Annotated in this window: 4 protein-coding genes (1 of these 4 cut by a window edge); all 4 read right to left on the bottom strand. The window is 59.0% G+C overall.

The window, feature by feature from the left end; genetic code table 11:
* Window positions 1-171: 171 nt before the first annotated feature.
* Window positions 172-1575 carry a DUF1501 domain-containing protein gene (locus tag TBK1r_RS15955; RefSeq protein WP_473772513.1) on the bottom strand — a complete coding sequence of 468 codons (1404 nt, stop codon included), beginning with the start codon at window positions 1573-1575 and terminating at the stop codon, window positions 172-174.
* A gap of 102 nt (window positions 1576-1677) precedes the next feature.
* A complete protein-coding gene (locus tag TBK1r_RS15950) occupies window positions 1678-4599 on the bottom strand; it encodes a DUF1553 domain-containing protein (RefSeq protein WP_145212518.1) in 2922 nt (973 codons plus the stop codon).
* Window positions 4600-5974: 1375 nt separating this feature from the next.
* Window positions 5975-6331, bottom strand: coding sequence for a hypothetical protein (locus TBK1r_RS15945; protein ID WP_145212515.1), 357 nt, complete (start codon window positions 6329-6331; stop codon window positions 5975-5977).
* Between the two features lie 16 nt (window positions 6332-6347).
* Window positions 6348-20069, bottom strand: partial view of a CARDB domain-containing protein gene (locus TBK1r_RS15940; protein WP_145212512.1) — the 3' portion only. It continues 26934 nt past the right edge of the window; 13722 of the gene's 40656 nt are visible here — the last part of the coding sequence; its start codon lies beyond the right edge, outside the window; its stop codon occupies window positions 6348-6350.

Here is a 20069-nt window from a genome sequence, read left to right as displayed (position 1 = left end):
AGTGCTTTGTCCCGATTTAAACTTTAGACGGTAGTGGACGAGGCGACGAGTCCTCTGCTTTAGACGGTAGTGGACGAGGCGACGAGTCCTCTGCGGTGGGCGTGTTGGCAGAGGACTCGTCGCCTCGTCCACTACCTGAAAATTGAGCTGAGACGAAATACCAGGCAACGCTTACGCCAAGAGCCCCTTGATTACCCGCCCGCCTTGATTGTCCAGCAATGACATGGATCGGTTGTTGGAATCGTAGTGAAATCGTTCGGCGTCTAGCCCGAACAGGTGCAACAAGGTGGCATGGTAATCAAAGTGGTTGACCACATCCTCGACCGCTTTGTGTCCGAGTTCGTCCGTTGCACCGTAAACGTGGCCGCGTTTAAAACCACCTCCGGCGACCCACATACTGAAGCCGTACGTATTGTGATCGCGCCCGACCCTCGAGGGACCGGAATTGTTTTCAATGACGGGCAAGCGGCCCATTTCGCCTCCCCAATGCACGATGGTGGAATCGAGCATGCCGCGTTGCTTCAGATCCTTGACGAGTGCGGCCGACGGCACATCGACTTTCTTACAAGCCGTGGGCAGCTTGCTGACGATGCTGCCATGATGATCCCAGCGTTGGTTTTCGGTAAAGATCTGTGCAAAGCGGACGCCCCGCTCGATCAACCGCCGCGCGATCAGACACCTCGCTCCAAACTCTTTCGTCTCGGGATTCTCCAACCCGTACATTTTTAGTGTCGCTTGCGTCTCGGTACTGAAGTCGACCGCTTCCTTGGCCGCCAGTTGCATGTTGGCCGCCAATTCGTAACTGGCGATCCTCGCTTCGAGATCGTGGTAACCGGCGCGGCGGGCCAGGTGCTCGCGGTTGAGTTCTTCCAGATAGTTGAGCGCCTCTGTTTGTGCGGCACCTTTCAAGTACGGGGGCGGATCGAGGTTCAGGATACGCGGGGCTTGCGGGCGGATGACCGTCCCTTGATAGATCGAGGGCAAGAAACCATTGGTCCAATTTTCCACGCCCATCACCGGCAACTGGCCGGGATCGATGAGCGCGACGTAGGCGGGCAGGTTTTCGGTTTCGCAGCCCAGACCATACGTCAGCCAACTCCCCACGGTGGGACGACCTGACAAAATACGTCCGTTTTGCATCGCTTGAATCGACTGGCCATGATTGTTCACGCCGGTGTGCATCGATCGGATCAGGGTGATGTCGTCGACCACTTCGCCCAAGCCGGGCAGCAGCTCCGAGATCTCCATCCCGCAACCACCATGCTTGTGAAACTTCCACGGCGACGCCATCAGTTTGGAACTGGCCTCCGCCGCGTTGTCGTACTTGATGTCGCCTTCGAAATCTTTTCCGTCCATCTTCTGCAGCTCGGGCTTGGGATCAAAGAGATCCAGATGGCTCGGGCCGCCCTGCATCCACAGCGAGATCATCGCCTTGGCGCGGGGCTCGAAATGGGGCGACTTCGGTTTCAAGTCATACGACTTGGGCTCCATTTCCGGGCGGGCAAACGGATCGTCCGCCGGCGATGCCGCGTTCACACGCTCGTTTTGCAGTAGGGCGTTTAACGCGAATCCCATCAAACTCATCGCGCCAGTGGCGTTGAAATGACGTCGTAATGACGCAGTGGTGGAGGCGGGATTTCCCGAACGCCGGGTTGGCTGCTGATCTTTCATCACGATTCAATCGACGTACAAGAAACGGTTTGAACTCAAGAGCGTCTGACAAAAACTGGACAGCGCTAACATCGCGGGCGTTTGGGTGTCGTCCTGCTTGGCGAGACTGGCTGCCTGGGGAGAATTCGCAAGCACCGCCGTCTCACGCTCCATGAAGTCCAGTGCCGAGGCGATCTGTTGGTCGCTGGGTGATTGGCAATAGGCCAGTTCCCAGGCAAGCTTGACCTGTTCGGATCGGTCCGCCCCCGCTTGTGTGACCAGTCGGCGGGCGAAATCGTGGGATCGATCGTGCACAAATTCGTTGTTCATCAACAGCAACGATTGCGGGGCGACCGTTGAGGTCCGGCGGACTTCACAATTTGGATCCATCCGCGGTGCGTCAAAACTATCGAGCAAACTGAGCGGGCGGCTGCGTCGCACCTGGGCGTAAACCGAGCGGCGCAAGTCTTCGCCCTTCATGTCGATCAACGCTCCGGGGCGACCGGCATTGAGATTTTCAATCCCAAGGACAAACTGGCCGACCCTGTCCGCCATCACCGGAACGGGAGGCCCAAACGGTTTGGAGTTCAACTTGCCACTAATGGCCAGCATGCTGTCACGAATCGTTTCCGCCTCCAGACGACGCAACGACATCCCGCTGAGCAACCGATTGTCGGGGTCGGTGCGATCGGGCGGAAACACCCTCAGCGCTTGGCGGTACGCGGTCGACGTCATCACCAGGCGGTGAAACGTTTTCAGGCTCCACCCACTCTCCATGAATTGCGTCGCCAACCAGTCCAACAGCTCTGGATGGGAGGGCGGTTCACCCAGCCTGCCAAAGTCACTGGGGGTCGCCACGATCCCGGTCCCAAAGTGATGCATCCAAATTCGATTCACCAAGACACGCGCGAGCAGTGGATGCCGACCATTGGTGAGATAGTTGGCGTAGGCCAATCGGCGTCCCGTGGTCGGCAGCGCTTCGTCATTGAGCGGAATTTCAGCGGGATTGTTTGCCATTACCACCGAGAGCGCTGCAGGGGCCACCTTGTCCGTCGGATTGTGGTAATCACCTCGCGCGAAGACAAACGTCTCGGGGACCTTCCCGGGGACTTCCGTCAATGCCTGCACGAAATGCTCTTTCGGCTTTGTCGCGCGGAGTGCTTTGGCGCGATTGGCAATCGCGGCCAGCTGTGGCGCTCGTTCCTTCGTCCGGTCGATGACCGACTGCCGCTGTGCCACTTCGGCAGCGGCCTGTGGGTCGAACGTTGCAAGGTTGCTGGCGGTGACTTCCAACCCGGCGTGTTCGGCCAGTCGGTCTTGCTGCTCCTTGGTTCGTTTTTCGCGTGGGACCGCGATCGCCGCAGCCACTTGCTTTGCAACGTCGTCGGCGAGTGATTGGAGTGCGAGTTTTTGCGCGGCCGCGATTGCGGCGGCTGTCTTGTCTGCCTGCTCCTTCTTCAACCCCGCGAGCTTGCTACGAAGTTCGCGGTCATACAGGTACAGCGCACCGGCCGAGATCTTCAGGATTTTGGGATACTTCTTTAAATGGTCTTGTTGTTCCTTGGTCCGCTTGGCCACCGGGGTTTGGTAAGCGACCCGCAGTGCATCACGCAACGCTTCGGGAACATGCTGGACGAGTTGATCCTCCAACGTCTCGGCGATCAGTTCCTCGGCGCGTTGCTTGTGTTCCGCATCAATCTGTTTGGCTTGGGCTTCGATTTCCGCGGCCACTTTGCGATCTTCGTCGGTGTACAGCGACACCAATCGGGCCGACGGCTTACGCCAGTTCTTCCAGTCATAAGCGGGTTCGAAGATCGCTCGAATCTGAAAATACTCTGCCTGTGGAATCGGATCGTAGCGATGGTTGTGGCACTGGGCGCAACTCAGTGTCAGCCCCAACAGCGAGCTGCCCACCACATGCAGCGTGTCGGCGATGACTTGGTTTTCAGCCAGCGGCAGCTCCTCGCCGCTGACTTTGCCCGTGCCGTCAGGAACCATTCGTAAGAAACCGGTGGCGATCAGTTTCTCCGTTTCGTCGGCCGTCAGATTCTTTTTAGGAAAGCCGATCATTTCATCGCCGGCCAACTGTTCGCGGATAAAACGATCATACGGCATGTCGTCATTCATCGCCCTGATGACGTAGTCACGGTAGTGATACGCGTGCGGGCGAATGGGATCGTCGATCGTGTATCCTTCGGAATCCGCATAGCCAACCACGTCCAACCAGTGACGCCCCCAGCGTTCACCGTACTGGGGTGATTCAAGCAATCGGTCGATCAAGTTTTCCACGGCATCCGGGGACTGGTCGGCGACGAAGTCCTGGACTTGTTGTGGGGTGGGTGGCAATCCGGTCAGATCATACGTGGCTCGTCGAATGAAGGTCCGCCGATCAGCGTCCGGAGAAAAGCTGAGTTGCTGTTCTTCGAGGCGTCTCAACAGGAAGGCGTCGATCGGAGTGCGAACGCGATCCTTTGCACTGACCTCCGGGATCGGCGGATTTTGAATCGGCAAGAACGACCAAAACTCGCGTTCCTCCGCCGGCACGTACACTCCATCGGGAATCGCCTCCGGTTCCGGACGCAGCGTCTTCGCACCGGACTCGACCCAGCGACCAAGTACCTCCTGTTCAGAGGACGTCAGCTTGACATCCCCCGGCGGCATGTCTTGAGCAACGGTTCGTTCGATCAAGGGACTCTCGTCCGGATTACCGGCAACGATCGCCGGTCCACTCTCGCCGCCGGCCAGAATGAATTTACGTAAGCGAAGATCCAGGCCGCCTTCGATGTCGTCTCCTTCGCCGTGACAATGCAGACAATGTTTCTTCAGAATCGGGCGGACATCGCGTTCAAACGAAATCGTTTCCGCAGGCTGAGAGGAGTCGGATTGGCTGACCGCTGGCACAGCGAGACAGACCGACAACGCGGCAGCAAAAACAAGGCGGGATCGCATCACGAATTCCAGTCGTCCGGCGTGATTCGGGGCGGGAGGGTGACGGAACTCCGTCGGTGGGGTCTCCACTATAACACAACTGAGAACCACCAACTGTCGACGACGCTCGGGGGGCTGCGGCAAAACTAAATCAAAAGGCAGCCGCCTGACGGCCGTTTGGTGGGTGGTGCCACAACGTTCGCATTCGTCGACACGACACCGTAGAGCGGTGCCACAACACAGCCCGGGGTCGCGACGCGCACCCCGGGTCGTGGTGGACGAGGTCCGGAGCCCCAGCGGGGCTCAACAAACAATGCGGGGTGTCGGGCGAATGGTCTTGTTCAACCCCGACTGGGGTTGGCGGCGAGGTGGTGACCCTGTCTTGGGGTGCGCTAACGCGACCCCAAGCTTTGCTGTGGCACGCCGCCGGCGTGATTCCGCGATGCGGTTGCAACGCGATTTGATGCCTTATCACAACCGATTGGTGGGTGGTGCCAAAACGTTCGCATCCGAATGCAGCAATCGGAAAAGTAGCCCACGGATGGCAGGGCGAACCCACGGATCGTTTTGTGATTGCAATCCGTGGGTTCGCGCTGCCATCCGTGGGGCCAAATCCCCCCCCCCCCTAATTTGTCTGTTGGGAAGCTGAATACGGGAATCGTTCGTCATCGATTGGAAATGAAAACAAGCGATGCAATCAAGCGATGTCCCCAAGGCTTCTACTTGTCCGGCGATGCGTCGCGTTCATCGACGTGACACCGCAGGGCGGTGGGACAACACAGCCCGGGGTCGCGCAGCGCACCCCGGGTCGTGGTGGATGAGGTCCGGAGCCCCAACGGGGCTCAACAAACAATGCGGGGTGTCGGGCGGATGGTGTTGTTCAACCCCGATTGGGGTTGGCGGCGAGGTGGCGACCTGGTCTTGGGGTGCGCTAACGCGACCCAAGCTCTGATGTGGCACGCCGCTGGCGTGATTCCGCGATGCGGCTGGAGCACGATTTGATGCCCCGTCGCAATCGTTTGGTGGGTGGTGCCAAAACGTTGTAGGGGGCTGAATGAGCTCGTTGCTAGCGGGAGAAGCTAACGCCAGCTTCCGGCATCTTTTGCACGCAGTTCATCCGCGTCCCGTCGTTATCGGCGTTTTGATCTCATTGGGTCGTTTCGAAACGCCACTTCCGCACGACTCCCCCGCAACGGCGCGTCGTGCGATTGACGGGATTGTCTTTTGAGTCAAAGAAAAACCGACTCGATCACACATCGCCGGTCACGTGGGAGTCGTGGGGCTAATGATCTGCCAAATAAAACCCCCTTCCCCTTTTTCTTGTTTGGAACGTGCAAATAGAACCTCCTTCCCCATTGTTCTTGTTCGTTGGTGGCACCATTTGCGAGTTTGTTAGTCAACCAGGAACAAATGGAGTCATTAAATCGTCGATATTCGTGTTGGCAGTAAGCGCGACGTCGGCACTATAGCTTTCGTCAAAAAATACGAGTGCTTGAGCATTCGGTACAAAGTCGCGATACCAAAGTGCAAAGCGAGCACATGCACCAATGTCTCCTTCAAGGACAATCGTATTTCGATCAGAATCAAGGCTTCCCTCAATTCCGTTTGCCGATGTCCATTCAAGTGCATGTGAGGTTTCGTGTTCCATTGGATGGATCTCAATGTCGCCAAAAGTTTTCTGGATCGCGTGAGCCAATTCTTGGACTTCAAGGTTCCAGCTTGTTGCTTCGGGAGGTGAGATGAAGAATTTCATTTTGAACTTTGAGAGACTATGGAGAAACCGTGACGATACCTGGAATCTTGAATCGTTTTATCAGGCTTCCAAAAAATGGAACGGCGCGTGCATCGTTCACGTGAACGACCAGTTGCTTTAGTGGGTTTGCGGGATCAGCGATAACAGCGGCATACCTTCGGAATTCGTCAGCAATTTCGTTTGCGATCTTTTTTCTTATGAAGTCTGGAGTTAGCGATTCAGCAACAAACGGACTTCTTGATGCATCGGTAATATACTTTGCCTCCAAAGCTGAGGCAGCTGATTCGTCAATTCCATCCGCCCATATTTTCGTGCCGCCACCTTTTACGTGGAAGTTGATGGGACCCGTTTGGGCGATTTCGTACAGGTCCTGAGCTGTATTTGTTGGAGTGAGTTTTTTGTCCAAACTTTGCGACCAGGCCTTCCAATCGGGAGGTGAGAAAATTCTTTCGTGGTTGTCGCGAAACCCGCTGCTATTTACGTGAGGTGGACCTTTTCGTGTTGCTCCATGATCGCCGTAGGGACTCGAGTTGTGCACCAGCAACCGGCTGCGCCCAACTTCATACACGTTTTCGCCTTGCGTCTCCAGATTAAAGACGGTCGTTTTTGTTTTGCTGGTATGCGTGCGATAAATCTGAGCAAGTCGATCACCCTGGCGCAGTTTTGACCTTTTATGTAGTTCCTCTGCCGGCACAAACCACTTTCGGTCTTCATCCCAGAACGGGTGATCGGGAGTGGTTTGGATGGGGGTGGGTTCACCTTCGATGGTGAGGTGGAGGATCTCCGTTGCGGTGTGGCGGAAGGTGGAGAGGATGACTCGGCCGGGGCCGGGTTGGATGTCGGGGTTGGGGTTGATCGCCGTGATCAGGGCTTCGTTGTGCACATCGGCGACCGGGATGTCCATCAAGGTGCGCTGGCCGACGCGGACGTTGTTCCGCTTGAGCCAGATGTCGGGTTTGAGCGTCGTCAGCTCCAACACGTCTCCGTCGCGTTTGGAGACTTTGGCGGTCACCGCGACGTACTGAGACCAGTCGGGTTCCAACAAGCACGCATCGGCGCGATCGATCAGCGGGTTCTCGCCCAACACCCGCTGGCCGACACGCAGCTGTTCGATCGGCTTGGTGACCGATGTTTGGTTGGGGTCGCTTGAAGGGATGTGCACCGGCGTGCCGGCGACGAAACACTTGACCGTCAACGCCCCAATCGTGCCGCCGATCATCTGACCGTAGAACGCGTACTGCAGACTGGTGCTGAAGTCTTGCCCGGTCAGCTGTCCATAGGCAAACCCGATCCCCGCGCCGCCGGCGTCCTGCGCCATCGCTCGGGCTGCATACAGGATCGACCCGCCGCGACCGGTCGCCGCGACTCCGGTCCCCGCGATCCCGCCGATCAGGCTGCCGAGCATGTAGCCTTCCGCGCCCGACAGTCCGAGCGCATCGGCGCCTGCGTAGCCGATCACCCCGCCCGCGAGCCCTCCCACCGCTCCGATCGGATCCAGCCAACCGAACGTCGCCCCGAGTGCAATCTCGGCGAATCCGGCCCCCTGACCGCTCAGTTCGCCTTGGATATAGACGTCGATCGCTCCGGCCCACATGCCCGCGACCAGCGGCAGCGCCGTCCCGCCACTGGCGATCAACGCGGCCGCCGAACCGACCACCAATGCGCCGGTCGCCACAACGACTTCGACGTCGATGTTGCTGAGCGTGGCTGCGACGGCGTTCGTTTGACCGGCATACGTCAGCGCGCCACCGATCTGAAACAGTCCGTTTTGAATCGCCAGGTTACCGACGTCGATCAACAAGTGATTGGTCGCGTCGGCGAGCTGTGTTCCGACCGCACTGGCCACGCCGCTGGCGGTCGCCCCGGCGTCGGATGCGAACGACAGCAACGATCCGCCGAGCGAGCTTAACCACTGAGGCGATGAAACCTGAATCGACGAGACGGCATTGTCCAGCTGCGACAAGTACGGTGAAGCGGCGTCGTAGGCGGCGTCGAACAGTCCGCTCGCATACTCCATCAGCTCCCCAAGGGCGCTGTTACTAAACGCCTGTTGGGCTTCGGGGACCGGTTCTAATCCGTAGGTGAATGTGCCGAAGGATTCGTTGTGGACGAGCACAAAATGGTCAGTGCCGGGCACGCGGACGTGGTAGTTGTGATGCTCAGCGACACAAAAGTTGAAAACGGGAACGGGCGGGGATGCATCGCGTGTGATTGCGGTGATGGTGAGGGAAACGTTGTCGGCGGTGGTGAGTTGGTCGCCGGGGGTGAGGTCTGCGGCGAGTTTCCACGTTGCTGCGGGGGAGTTGCAAGTTTCAGGTTCCAGGTTCCAAGTCGCTGCGGGGGACTGCGGGGACTCGGTGGGGCGGTTGATGACGTAGAAGGGGTGGCCGGCGGTCGTGGCGAGTTTCCTGTCGCCGATGTGGAGGTGCAGCAGTTGCTGCGGGGCGTTGTGGTAGGTTTCGGTGACCGTGCCGGGGGTGGTGGAGAGGGGAGCATGGGAGACCCTCCCCTTGCTTCGCTCGACCCTCCCGTGCCCGTGAGGTTGACTTTGATGGGAGACCTTCGCGTGCGCGAGAGGGTGACTTTGGTGGGGGAATTCGGGTTGGGGGCGGGAGGCGACGAGGTCGCCGGGGGCAATGGCTTCGATCGGCTTGGTGCGGCCGTCGGCAAGAAGGATTTCGGTTCCGGCCGGAAAACAATACTGCTCGATCGCCTGGGCCCCTTGGTTGGCGTAGCCGGCGATGATCGAGCTGCCGGACCATTCGCTGCCGACGGTCACGCCGGCGAGGCCCGTGGACTGGACGTCGCGGAATGAGGCAGCGGCCAACGTTTCGGTCGGCGCGGTGGCGGAAAAGTCGATTGCGGACGCGGAGACTTTGCTGAGCGATTCGGCCGCTCCGGCGGTCGGCAGCGGTGGCGCTTCGCCCATCACCGTCGGTACACCGGTCGGCGAATGATCCAGGTTGCCCGGCGTGCTACCGGCGGAATCGGACGTGTCGACGAAGTCGATCAACGAATCGTACCGCCCCGCGCCGCTGAACGTGATGTCGACGTCGCCGTCGATGTAGTTGCCCGCTTGCGTGACCACTTGGTCGATCAGGTCGCTGAAGCTGGCGGTCACGCCGCCGACGGTGCGTGAGCCCGTTGCTGCTCCATTTACCTCGCTCGACCGCTGGAAGACGCCCGTTTCCCCGTTGACGGTTTCCGATTCGGTGAACGCGTCTTGGCCGGACAAGTCGACTTCGTACACACCGCCGGCATCGGAACCGGTTTGCAACAAAGCATACGTCTCGGTTCCCCTCGTGACCTGCGACGCCTCGCCGGTCAACGTGTTCTCGTCTCGATCGCTCGAATACGTTTGGACTCCGTTGCCAGACAGATTCGAATGCCCCGCGGCGGCTCGATCGATGTTTTGGGTGAACGACCAGGTTGCTTCGCCGGTGCGGGTGACGTCAAACACACCGGTGACCGCGTTGCCGACTGAATCGGTATCGGCGATGTCGGCCGTGGTGGCGTCATAGTCGACCGAAAGGCCGCCGACGGGTCCGTCTTGGGCGAGCGAAGTGACAACGGTTGAATCGGTTTCCGACGCGATCGTGCCGGTGATCGAGTTGCCGCTGCCGGTCGAAGCGGTGTCGATCGAAGTTCGATTGACGGCGGTGTGGTCGTGCACGCCGTCGCTGGACACGACCGTTTGAGTCGTCGTCTTGCTGCCATCGAAATCACTGGTGCTGGTGAAGACGCCGGTGATCTGATTGCCGGATTGCGTGCCGGTTGAATCGTTACTGGCGGTCTCGGTGATCGACAATGTGGTGCCATCGGCGTCGGTCAAGGTGCGTGACACCGAGGTGCTGACTTCGGAACTGGATTCGGATTCAAACGCTGCGGTGACGGAGTTGCCCGAATCGGTGGATTCCGTTGTGGATTGAACTTCGGACGTCGCGGAATACGATTCGCTGCGGATTCCGTTTTCACTGATCGCAGTGGTGCTCGAGCTGCTCGATGATGAGGCGTAGATGCCGGTGATGGAGTTGCTGGTCGTCGCAGAGGTCTGGGCTGCCGTTCTCGTGATCGTCTTTTCGTCGCTGCCGTCGGCGTAGGTCGTGTTCTTGCTGTAGTGGTAGGTCTCGCTGGAGGAGGAGGTGCTGGAATCGGCTGTCGTGATTGCGTTGCCCGTGGAAGTGGAGTCGCTGCGGGTCGACATGGTTTCTTGCGAGGTAAACGATCGGTCACCGATGGTGCCGGATTGGTTTCGCGTGGATTGGCCGGTCGATTCGACGCTGTCGCGGTAGTCTCCGGTGATCGCGTTGCCGCTGCCGCTGCGGGTGATTGTCTCGGTGGATGACGACGCGTCGGTGACGCTGCGATCGGTATTGGTTTCGGTCAGCTCTTGGTTGGACGTCGAGATGGTCGAGGAGGTGACGTTGTAGAGCCCCGTGATGTCATTGCCGATTTGCCGAAACACTTCTTCGAACGCGTCGGACGTTTCGCTGGAGGTAGACAGGGTTTGATTGGAGGACGATCCGGTCGCCGACGAACTCACGGCCCGCGTCGCGTCTTCGGTGTATTGGCCACTGGTTCGATTGCCGCCGCGAGTCGTCGACGTTTCGGTCGTCGAACTGGTGCTGGCAGAAGTCGAGCGGGTTTGATTGGTCGACATCTGGGTGGTGGCGACGGTGCGTGACGAAGTCGTCTCGGTTTCGTACGCGTCGAAGCGGGTGTTGCCCGTTTCGTTGGTCGTCGACGAGGCGGTTTCGGATTGCGAGGTCGTGGTGACCGAGAGCGTTTGGTTGACGCTGGTGCCGGTGACGACGGCCGATGACTCGGTCAAAACTGTTGACGTGTAGTCGCCCGTGACTTGATTGCCGGAGTGGGATGATGTGGTTGTGGAATTACCGGTTCGCTCCAGCGTGGTTGTTGAGGTTTGATTGGTCGTGGTTTCTTGGAGTTCGGTTTGTCGCTCAGTCGTCGAAGTCGATTGGTAGGTGCCGGTGATGGAATTGGTCGATCCGCTGCTGGTGGAACTTGACGCTTGTGTTTCCTCCATCGCCACGGTCTGAGTCTGGTTTGTGTCGGTTTGCGAGGTCGTTGTCGACGTGGTGCCGGATGATTCGAAGGTCGACGCACCGGTGAAATCGTTTCCGGAGGTGCTGGTGTAAGCTGTCCCGCTGGACGATACCTCGATGACGCTGGAAAGCGTTTGGTTGGTGGTCGATTCGTTGCGGGTCGTCGATGACATTGACGTGACTGTTTCGGAGAACGTTCCGATGACACGGTTGCCGCTGCGGGTGGTCGTCGCGGAAGACTCGGACGATGCGGTGGTGGCCAGTGAGAGCGATTGATTGCTGCTGGTTTCACTGGACGACGCGTTGGACGTCGAGGTGGTTGAACTGGAATAGATTCCCGTCAATGCATTGGAGACCTCCGTCGTGTCGCTGACGGTGGAACTGGAGAACGTGGTGGCGACGGTGGTGATGTCTTGATTGTTCTCGGCCGTGGTGCCGGCAGATGCGATTTCGGAATGCGTGGTCCGGGAATGGTCGCCGCTGATCGCGTTTCCGGACGCCGCCTGGGAGGTTTCGGTCGTGGAGCTGGATGACGTTTTTGCGGTCAAATCCAGGTAGGCGAACGTTTCCGAAAACGTCGATGCGGATTTGGAAGTACTCGATGACGCGTAAGATCCGGTCAGGTGGTCGCCCGCCGTCGTCGCCGTCGACGTGATATTGTTCGTCGAAGTGTTGGTCGAATCGGGGTCAATTTGGTTCGATTCGCTGTGTTGCTCGGTCGAGGTCGCGGTGACCGTCGATTGATAGGTGCCCTCGACGCGGTTGCCCGATTCCTGGTTCCGGGAGATTGACGTGGTTTCGAAGGTGGAGTCGACGATCAGCACCTGGTTCTCATCGCGACCGGTTCCGGACGCGGTCGTGTTGGTGGTGGCGTCGGACTGATAGGTGCCCGCGATCGAGTTGCCGGATTCGGTTGACTCGGTGACCGACGTGCTTGTTGAATTACCGCTGACAAGGAGTGTTTGGTTGGTCAGCGAAAGTGCAACGGTCTGCGTTGAGGAGCTGGAGGACTCGGTGTCGTAAGTGCCGGTCACCGAGTTGGACGTGGTGCTGGAGGAATAGGTCGCTGTGGTGGTCGTCGTTTCGGCGGTCGTCTCGGTTTGCACGGCGCCCGATGCGGTGGTTGTCGATTGGGTGGACGCACTTTCGGAGGAAGTCGATGCACCGGTGATGGCGTTGCCCGAGTGGTGTGTCGTGGAACTGGTGGAGAAAACGTCGGCGACCGTGGACGTGTAGCCTTGGTTGCTGGACGATTCGTCGCGTGTCCCGCTGGCGGTGGTTTCGCTGGACGATGTGAACGCGCCGGTGAATTGTGATCGGCTTGATTCGGTCGTCGTCTCAGAGGTCTCGGCGGACTGGATCGTGACCGTCAAGTCTTGGTTGGTATCGGTCTGATCGAGGCTGCGGGTGGTCTGGATCAGCAGTTCCGACTGACTGGTTCCGGCGATCGAGTTGCCGAGCAGCGATTCTTCGGTGGTTTCGCGGGTGATGCCGGTTGCCTGGATCGTCAGCGGCCCGTTGGTGGATGTCCAGACGCGAGTCGAGGAGGACGAGCCGGCGGAGGTGCTCGTGAAATCGCCGGCGATCACATTTCCGTTGGAATGGTTTTCGTAGCTGCTGACTTCGGTGGTCGTGTAGTCGACGGCAAGTGATTTATTGGAGTCTGTTCCAACGATTGTCGAGTCTTGTGAGCCGGAGTTTGAATCGTCGTAACTGCCGGTGATCGCATTGTCGGTGCGTGTGCGATTGGACGAGAACGTCGTGGTTTCGTCGGCCGATGCTTGCAGTGTGCCGTTGGAGTGCGTTTCGGCTCGTGTTCTTGTGCCGCTGGTTTGGGCCGCGCTGGTGGTGGAACCGGCGATCGAATCACCCGTGAAGGTCGAGGTTTGGGTGACCGATTCGAGGATGGTCGATTGGACGTCGAGCGTTTGGTTGGACAGGATTTGATTGGTCAGGGTGGTCGCCATCGACGTTTCGGTCACGCTTTCGGAGGTTCCCGATCGCAGACCGGAGATTCGGTTGCCGGTGACCTGATCCGAGGTGGTGACGGTTTCGGTCGCCACGACGGTTTCGGTGCGGGTTTGATTGGTCGTGGTTTCGTCGGTTTCGGCGGTGGCTGTCGAATTGCTTTGTTGCTGGAAATCGCCGAGGACATGGTTTCCCGTAGCGGTGACGGTTACCGAAGACGTCGTCGCGGTGGCGTTTTCGGTGGTTTCGGTTTGGTTGGTCGAGGTCGTCGAGCGGGTGGACGTGACGGCAGAGGTCGACGTGTCTGAATACAGCCCCGTGATCTGGTTTTCGTCGCGTCGATTGGTGGACGTCGACGCGGCGGTGATGGAGATCGTGGCGGAGTCGAGCGCATTGGTGGACGTGTCCGTTTGGATGGCGGTTTCGACGACGGTGTTGGATGTTGACGCCGTTGACAGAATCGAGTTGCCGGCCGAGTGGGCCTCGCTGGAACGGGTGACCACGAGCGCCGACGTGGTCGTCAGTGGTCCGTTGACCGTGGTTTCGTTTTGGGTGACGGTCTGTTCGTCGCCTGCCGATTCGGTGTAGTCGCCGGAGAGTCGATTTCCGGATAGGGAACGCGTCGAATCCGTTTGCACGACGCTCGTGATGTCGGTGGTGCGTGACTGGTTGGTGATCGTTTGGGTCTGATGTGAAGTCGATACGGAAGACTCGGCATCAGAGAAGGTTCCCGTGACCGAATTGCCGCTCCGCTGGGTCGTTGAATCGATGGTCGTCGTCAAGGTGGTCGCATCGGTCAACGACTGATTCGATTCGGTAACAGAAGCCGTGATCGATTGCTGAAGCGATTCCAATCCATCATAAGAGCCGGTGACCGAGTTTCCGGTGCCGGAACTGGAGGACGTTGATTCGGTGCGTTTGGTGCCGGACCGGCTGAGCGATCGATTGCTTGCGGTCGTAGCGGTTTCCACGGTGCCGGTGGCGGACCGCGATTCGGAAAAGTCACCGGTGTTTTGATTGCCGGTATTGATGACGGTCACTTGTCCGCTGGATGTCGACGTCTCGCCGGTCGTGAGTGTCTCGTTAGCAGCAGTCGATGACGTGCTTGACGACTGGTCGGTGGTCTTGGTCGATTCGTTCTCGCCGGTGATCTGATTGTTCTGTGCGGTGACGTGGCTGGTTGAAGTGGACTGGGAGTGTTGAGTTTGCGTCAGGGTTTGATTCGTGATCGTCGTGTCCGAGACCGTTTCGCGGCTGGAATCAGAAATGTGGTCGACGATGCCCGTGATCCGGTTGCCGGTGAGTTTCGCGGCTTCGTTCACCGTCGTGGTATTGGTTTGGACTCGGGTAAGCGTTTGATTGGAGTGGGTGGAGGTGTCGGTCGAGTTGGAGGCCTGGGTGTTGGTTGCGATGAAGTTTCCGACGATCGAGTTTCCGCAGGATTCCGAAACGGTTGTGGACGTCGATTCTGTTTCGACCGACGTCACCGAACCTTGGTTTTCTCGGCTGGACAGCGTTCGTACTGTGCTGGACGTCGTGGACGATTCTTCGAACAGGCCGCTGATGGAGTTGGATGTGGTTGTCGATGATCCGTTGCTGGTGGTGCTGGAGGCATTGACGTTTTGTTCGGTCAATCCGACGAGCCGGCCGGTGTCGATGATGATGGTTTGGTTGTCGGCGAGCGTCGCGATCGGGGAATCCGGATCGGCGGGAAAGACGATGGGCTCGGCGGTTGTGATCGGCTGACGGCCGTTGAGGGAAACGCTCAGTAACGTCGTGTTGCGGCTCAGTTGGCTGGTTTCGGAGTGATCGCCGACGATGGAGTTGCCGCTGGCGGTGGAAGATTGTGTGGAGGTTCCGCGGCTGGAGGTGATGGTGGTGGACGATTGATTCGTCGTCGTCGATTGCTGGTCGACTTCATCCAGTGTTGACTGGCTGGTCTGAAAGGCGCCGGTGACCGAATTGTGTTGCGATGATGCCGTGGTGCGTGAAGTGGCGTGCCCGAACGTCGTGGAAGTTTGAGTCAGGAAGTTCGCCAACTCTTCGGTTTGCGACGTGGAGACGGAGCTGGACTGGCTAGTGGATTCGCCCGAGATGCGGTTCCCCTCGGTCGTCGAAGCCGTGCTGCTTTCGGAGAACACTTCGGACCGCGACGAAACGTCTTGATTGGTCACGACCGTTTGGGAATCGGATCGAATTCGACTTTCGTTCTCGCTGGTGAAATCGCCGGTGAGTGTGTTGGTGATCGAGTGGGATTTCCCGGAGGACTCGCTGGTGGAGGTTCGCGTCGACTGGAGCGTCTGGTTGGTCGTGGTTTGGGTGGCCGAAAGGGTGGAGCGGTTTTGTTCGTCCTTGATGACTTGTGCGGTCTTTGCGCTGCCGGATCCTGAGTAAGACGATTCGCCGGTCTGCGATTCGTCGGTTTCGATGCGTTGGATTTGACCGGATGGCTGAGTGTTGGTTTGAACTTGGTGGGTTGTCGTCTGGCTGAAACCGTAGCCATTGAACGAGAAGTCGCCTTGTTTGGCGTTGCCCGATTTTTCGGCATCCGATTCGGATTCCGCGTGGATGTTCGATTCGCTTCGGCGAGTCTGGTTGGTCTCGACAATTTGGGTGTCGCTGACCGAACTTGATTTGGATTCGATCAAAAAGTCGCCGGTCTTCTTGTTTCCTTGGCTCCGTTTTTCACTGTGGGTGGTTGCGGTTGAGTTGGATGTCGAGGTGACGGGGCCGTTGGTCGTGACGGATTGTGACGTCGTGGTTTGGGCGGAGCGTTCGTCGTAGGCATAATTGCCGCGATACAGATCGCCGGTCTGGTCGACGACGATTGATGTCGTGCCGGATTGGGACGTGGTGGAGAGGAAGTTCGAATCGACGGCGTTGGCGGTTGTGGTGGTGGATTGAGATGTCGAATGGAACTGATTGGTAAAGTCGAAATCGCCATCGAGGTCGTGGCCGCTGCCGGACAACGTGGAAGTCGACGTCGTCTGGCTGTTGGATTCGCTGGTTCGCGTTTGATTGGTGTCGGTTTGTTCGTGGTTGGACTGGCTGGTGGACGAACTGGAAAGTTGAAACCGCCCGCTGGTCACGTCGTAGGTTTTCAGTGCGTTGGTGGTGACCGTTGAGGAGCCACTGGAGGCGGACCGTAGCGTCCCGTTGGTCTGTGATCGCTCGATGATGGTCGAGGAGGCGACGGTATCGATCTGCAGCGAGTAGTCGCCGGCTTGGGGGATCACGCCGTGGACGTGGTAGTCACTGGTCGACTCGGTCACGTCGACAAACTGAAACTGTTGTCGTCCGCCGCGGTGATCGACTCGGCTGGACGTGACGATCCTCAGGTCCTTGGTCACGTCGTAGGTTTCAGTGCCGAACTCATGCAGTGTTTCGGTCGTCGTTTGATTGCCTTGCAAGGTGAAGTCACCGACGAACGAGCTGCCGCCGCCACCGATAAAGTTGTCGATTTGGCCGGCCAAATCCCCATCGACAAAGCGTTCTCCGACGGTCGTGTAGCGGGTTGTGCTTTCCGAGGTGCGTTTCCAGTCGAAGTATGGATCGACGACGGTGCTGTCGCGATTCCCCGGGGCATAAACGACGGTTTTCTGATCGACGAAGAAGCTGGTCACGGAGGCTTCGGTTACGGAGGTCTCAGCGAACGAGTTGGTTTCGCTGGTGAAGGTGTTTTCGAGTTTTCCGTCGAAGGTCGTTTCGTAATCGGCAACATAAAATCCGCCGGCGGCAAAGTTGACGGTATTGACCCGTCCTCGCGCGACGACTTGGCGAACTTTGATCTCCGATCCGTCGCCTTGCTGTTTGAAGTTCGGCTCCCCTTGGCCGTCGCTGCCGGCGGTTTCCAGGCCGAACGAATAGGAGAACCCGGCGCTGCCGACCGCGGCGACTTCGAAGGAGCCGCTGTTGTGGTCGATCGCGACGAAGGTTTTCAGGCCCAGCGAGGAGAACGTCGATTCGACCGCTTGCCGCGGTTCCTTCACGTTCAAAGGTTCGTCGGTCTGTAGGTCGTCTTCGTCGTCGGGAGATTCAAATTCGATGAATGGGAAGGCGAAACTTTGAACCGTCGGCTCGATCGGGTTGCCTTCTTCGTCCAGCAGCGCCAAACGTTCGATCTCTTCTTCAGTGGTGACATCGATGACGTTGGCAAGCGTGACCGCCAGACCGCCGTTATCGTTTTTGGTGTCGGTGATCAGCACGGTGATCACGTAGGGACCTTCGCGGAGGTACTGGTGTTCGGTCACGACTTCGAAGGTCAGCGGGACGGAACCGCCGGCACTCGATTTTGGGATGATCAACGCGGGGATCGGTTCGTGGTCCGTCGCGTCGCCGCGACCCTCGGCTTGATCGTGCAGCGGTTCGTCGCCGAAGTAGATCGTCGCCTGGAATTGATCCGCGGAGGCATCGGGGTCGCCGGCGATGAACGTGGCAACGGACGCTCCGACGTACAACCCGGATGCATCGGGTGTTTGGTTGCTGCTGCCGTCCGGTTCGGTGGGGACGGGTTGATCGACGAGGCGTCGGAAGACGGTGTTGTCGGTCAACGAGCGGCCTTCGAACGCGTAGACCACTTCGCCGGAAGTCAACGGCGGCGGGGTAGCACGAAGCACTTTGTCGTGGGTTGCGAACGCGATTTGTCCCGAGTTGTTGATGATGTCGAAGCCTTCGATGGCATCGATGCGGCCGGCTTTGGGCACCAAGTCTCCGATTTCCGCGACCACCGAGTGCCCCAGGAATTGACTCGGCGGCAGCGGGGCTTGTTTCAAGTCGGACGGGAAATAGAACCGTGCGGTGTGCAGGCCTTTCTTTCCGCCGCTGCCGATTGCCATGAAGGCGACGGTCAGGAACGGGGTTCCGGCAGCCGCACCGGACGTGCCGTCGATCGTCCCGACGAGTCCGCCGGCGACTCCGACCAGCGAGTCGTCGTTTTCTTTTTCCTCATCGTCGGTTTCGGGATCACCGTCGCTGGAACCGGAGGCTTCGTCGAGCGATTCCAGCGTGACCAGACCGTTGATGCCGATGGCACCTTCGACGATTTGCGAGACGCCGCCGATCCCGATATCGTCCACGTTGACTTCGTTGGGGTCGATGTAGGCGTCTGCCGACTCGCCGACGACTTTGATCCAGTTGTTGTCTTGCGGGTTGATCGCATAGATCCCGCGTCCCATCGGTCCGACAGCCGCCGCGGCGATGATGCCGGTGTCGCTGATGGCGACGCCCTTGTCGAGGGCTTGAAAGTTTTCCAGGCGGTGCGTGTTGCCGTCTAGGTCGATGGTGACGATGCGGCCGTCATCGACGTAGACGCCCCAGCCGACGTCTGAAAGCTGGATGTTTTCGACGGGATCGGTGATGGGAATTTGGACGTAGGGCTGCGCGCGATCTTCGCTGTACGTGACCAGGCTCAGTTCCGCACTGATTTCCGAATTGTTGGTTTCGGCGACGAAGATCGACTGGCCAAGATTATTGACGGTGACACTTGCGGGATAGATCGACGTGAAGGGGGTCACGTAGAGCTGTTCTTCGTAGATGGAGGCCAGTGATGTACCGAGGGCGACGCTACGGAACAGTGAAAAATCAAAGTTGTCGGGGTCTTGGAAAACGTTCCAAACAGGATTGGCCGGGGTGAAGTAGGTGCTGGACCAGACCGGATCGAGCGTCCAAACGCGCGGGACCAGAGTCTGTTCGCCCAGCAGAGCGGTGCCGGAGATTGGGGGCAGGACAGCGGCAAAGCCTGAGAGTTGCAGGTCCAGAAACTTGGGATCGCCCCAACGCAACCCCGCGTTGGCCAAGCCCGAATCGCCGACCGCGTATTGTTTGGGTGTTCCATAGCTGTCGCCCGCCAAGACCCGTTCGGCGTTCCAGAGTTCCGCATAGGACAGCGCGACGTCGGCCAATTCGAGCAAGGGATAACCGACCTGGATCACGCCGGAGACCGTGCGGGCGTTCAACTGACGTTGGACGAGTAGACGATTGAAGTCGGTCAGCTGCACGTTGTCGCTGAATCGCAATTCGGGCGTGTCGGTTCCTGAGCCGCGGGGTGGTGACGAGACGGTGGCGTCGCCGAACAGGAATTCATTGGGGATCAGCGGTTTCGCCGTACCCGTCTGATCGCTCCAGATCAACGGGGTGTCGCGTCCCGATAGGGTGGCGGTGTAGGCGACGTTGCCGTGGTTGTTGATCGAGACGCCGGAACCGATTCGATCGTAACCCTTGCCGACGACGTCAAAGCTGTACGCCGAGGGACCGCTGCGCACGATGATCTCCACCACGCCCTCGCTTGTGGATTCGAGGGGCGCAGCGGGGCGTTGATTTTCGCTCGTGGCGGCTGCCGATGCCGAAGAAACCTCCGTGAGCGTGTAGGTGAAGCTGTCGATGACGTCGACGCCGGCGGCTTGTAGATCGCGGAGCGTTTGGCTGGCGGTCGGGTCGTAGCTGAAACTGCCGTCGGGTCGGACGATCACTCGTGCACCGTATTGGCTGAGTCCGTCGAAGGAGGCGGCCAAGACGGTGCCGCTGGACGCCGAGTCGGGATCGTGGTCGTTGGTCAAAACACCTTCGTCGGCGGGGACTTCGATCGTCTGTGACGCGACGGTCCAATAGCCACGTTCGATGTCGTCGATACCCGCGATCGGCGCGTCGTCGACGCCGTGAATCTCGACGGTAACGGTCGCGGCCGACTCGGCACCTTGATCATCCAA

The sequence above is a fragment of the Stieleria magnilauensis genome (genome assembly GCA_007753675.1).
Lineage (GTDB): Bacteria > Planctomycetota > Planctomycetia > Pirellulales > Pirellulaceae > Stieleria > Stieleria magnilauensis.
This window is presented reverse-complemented; position numbering and strand designations above follow the sequence as displayed.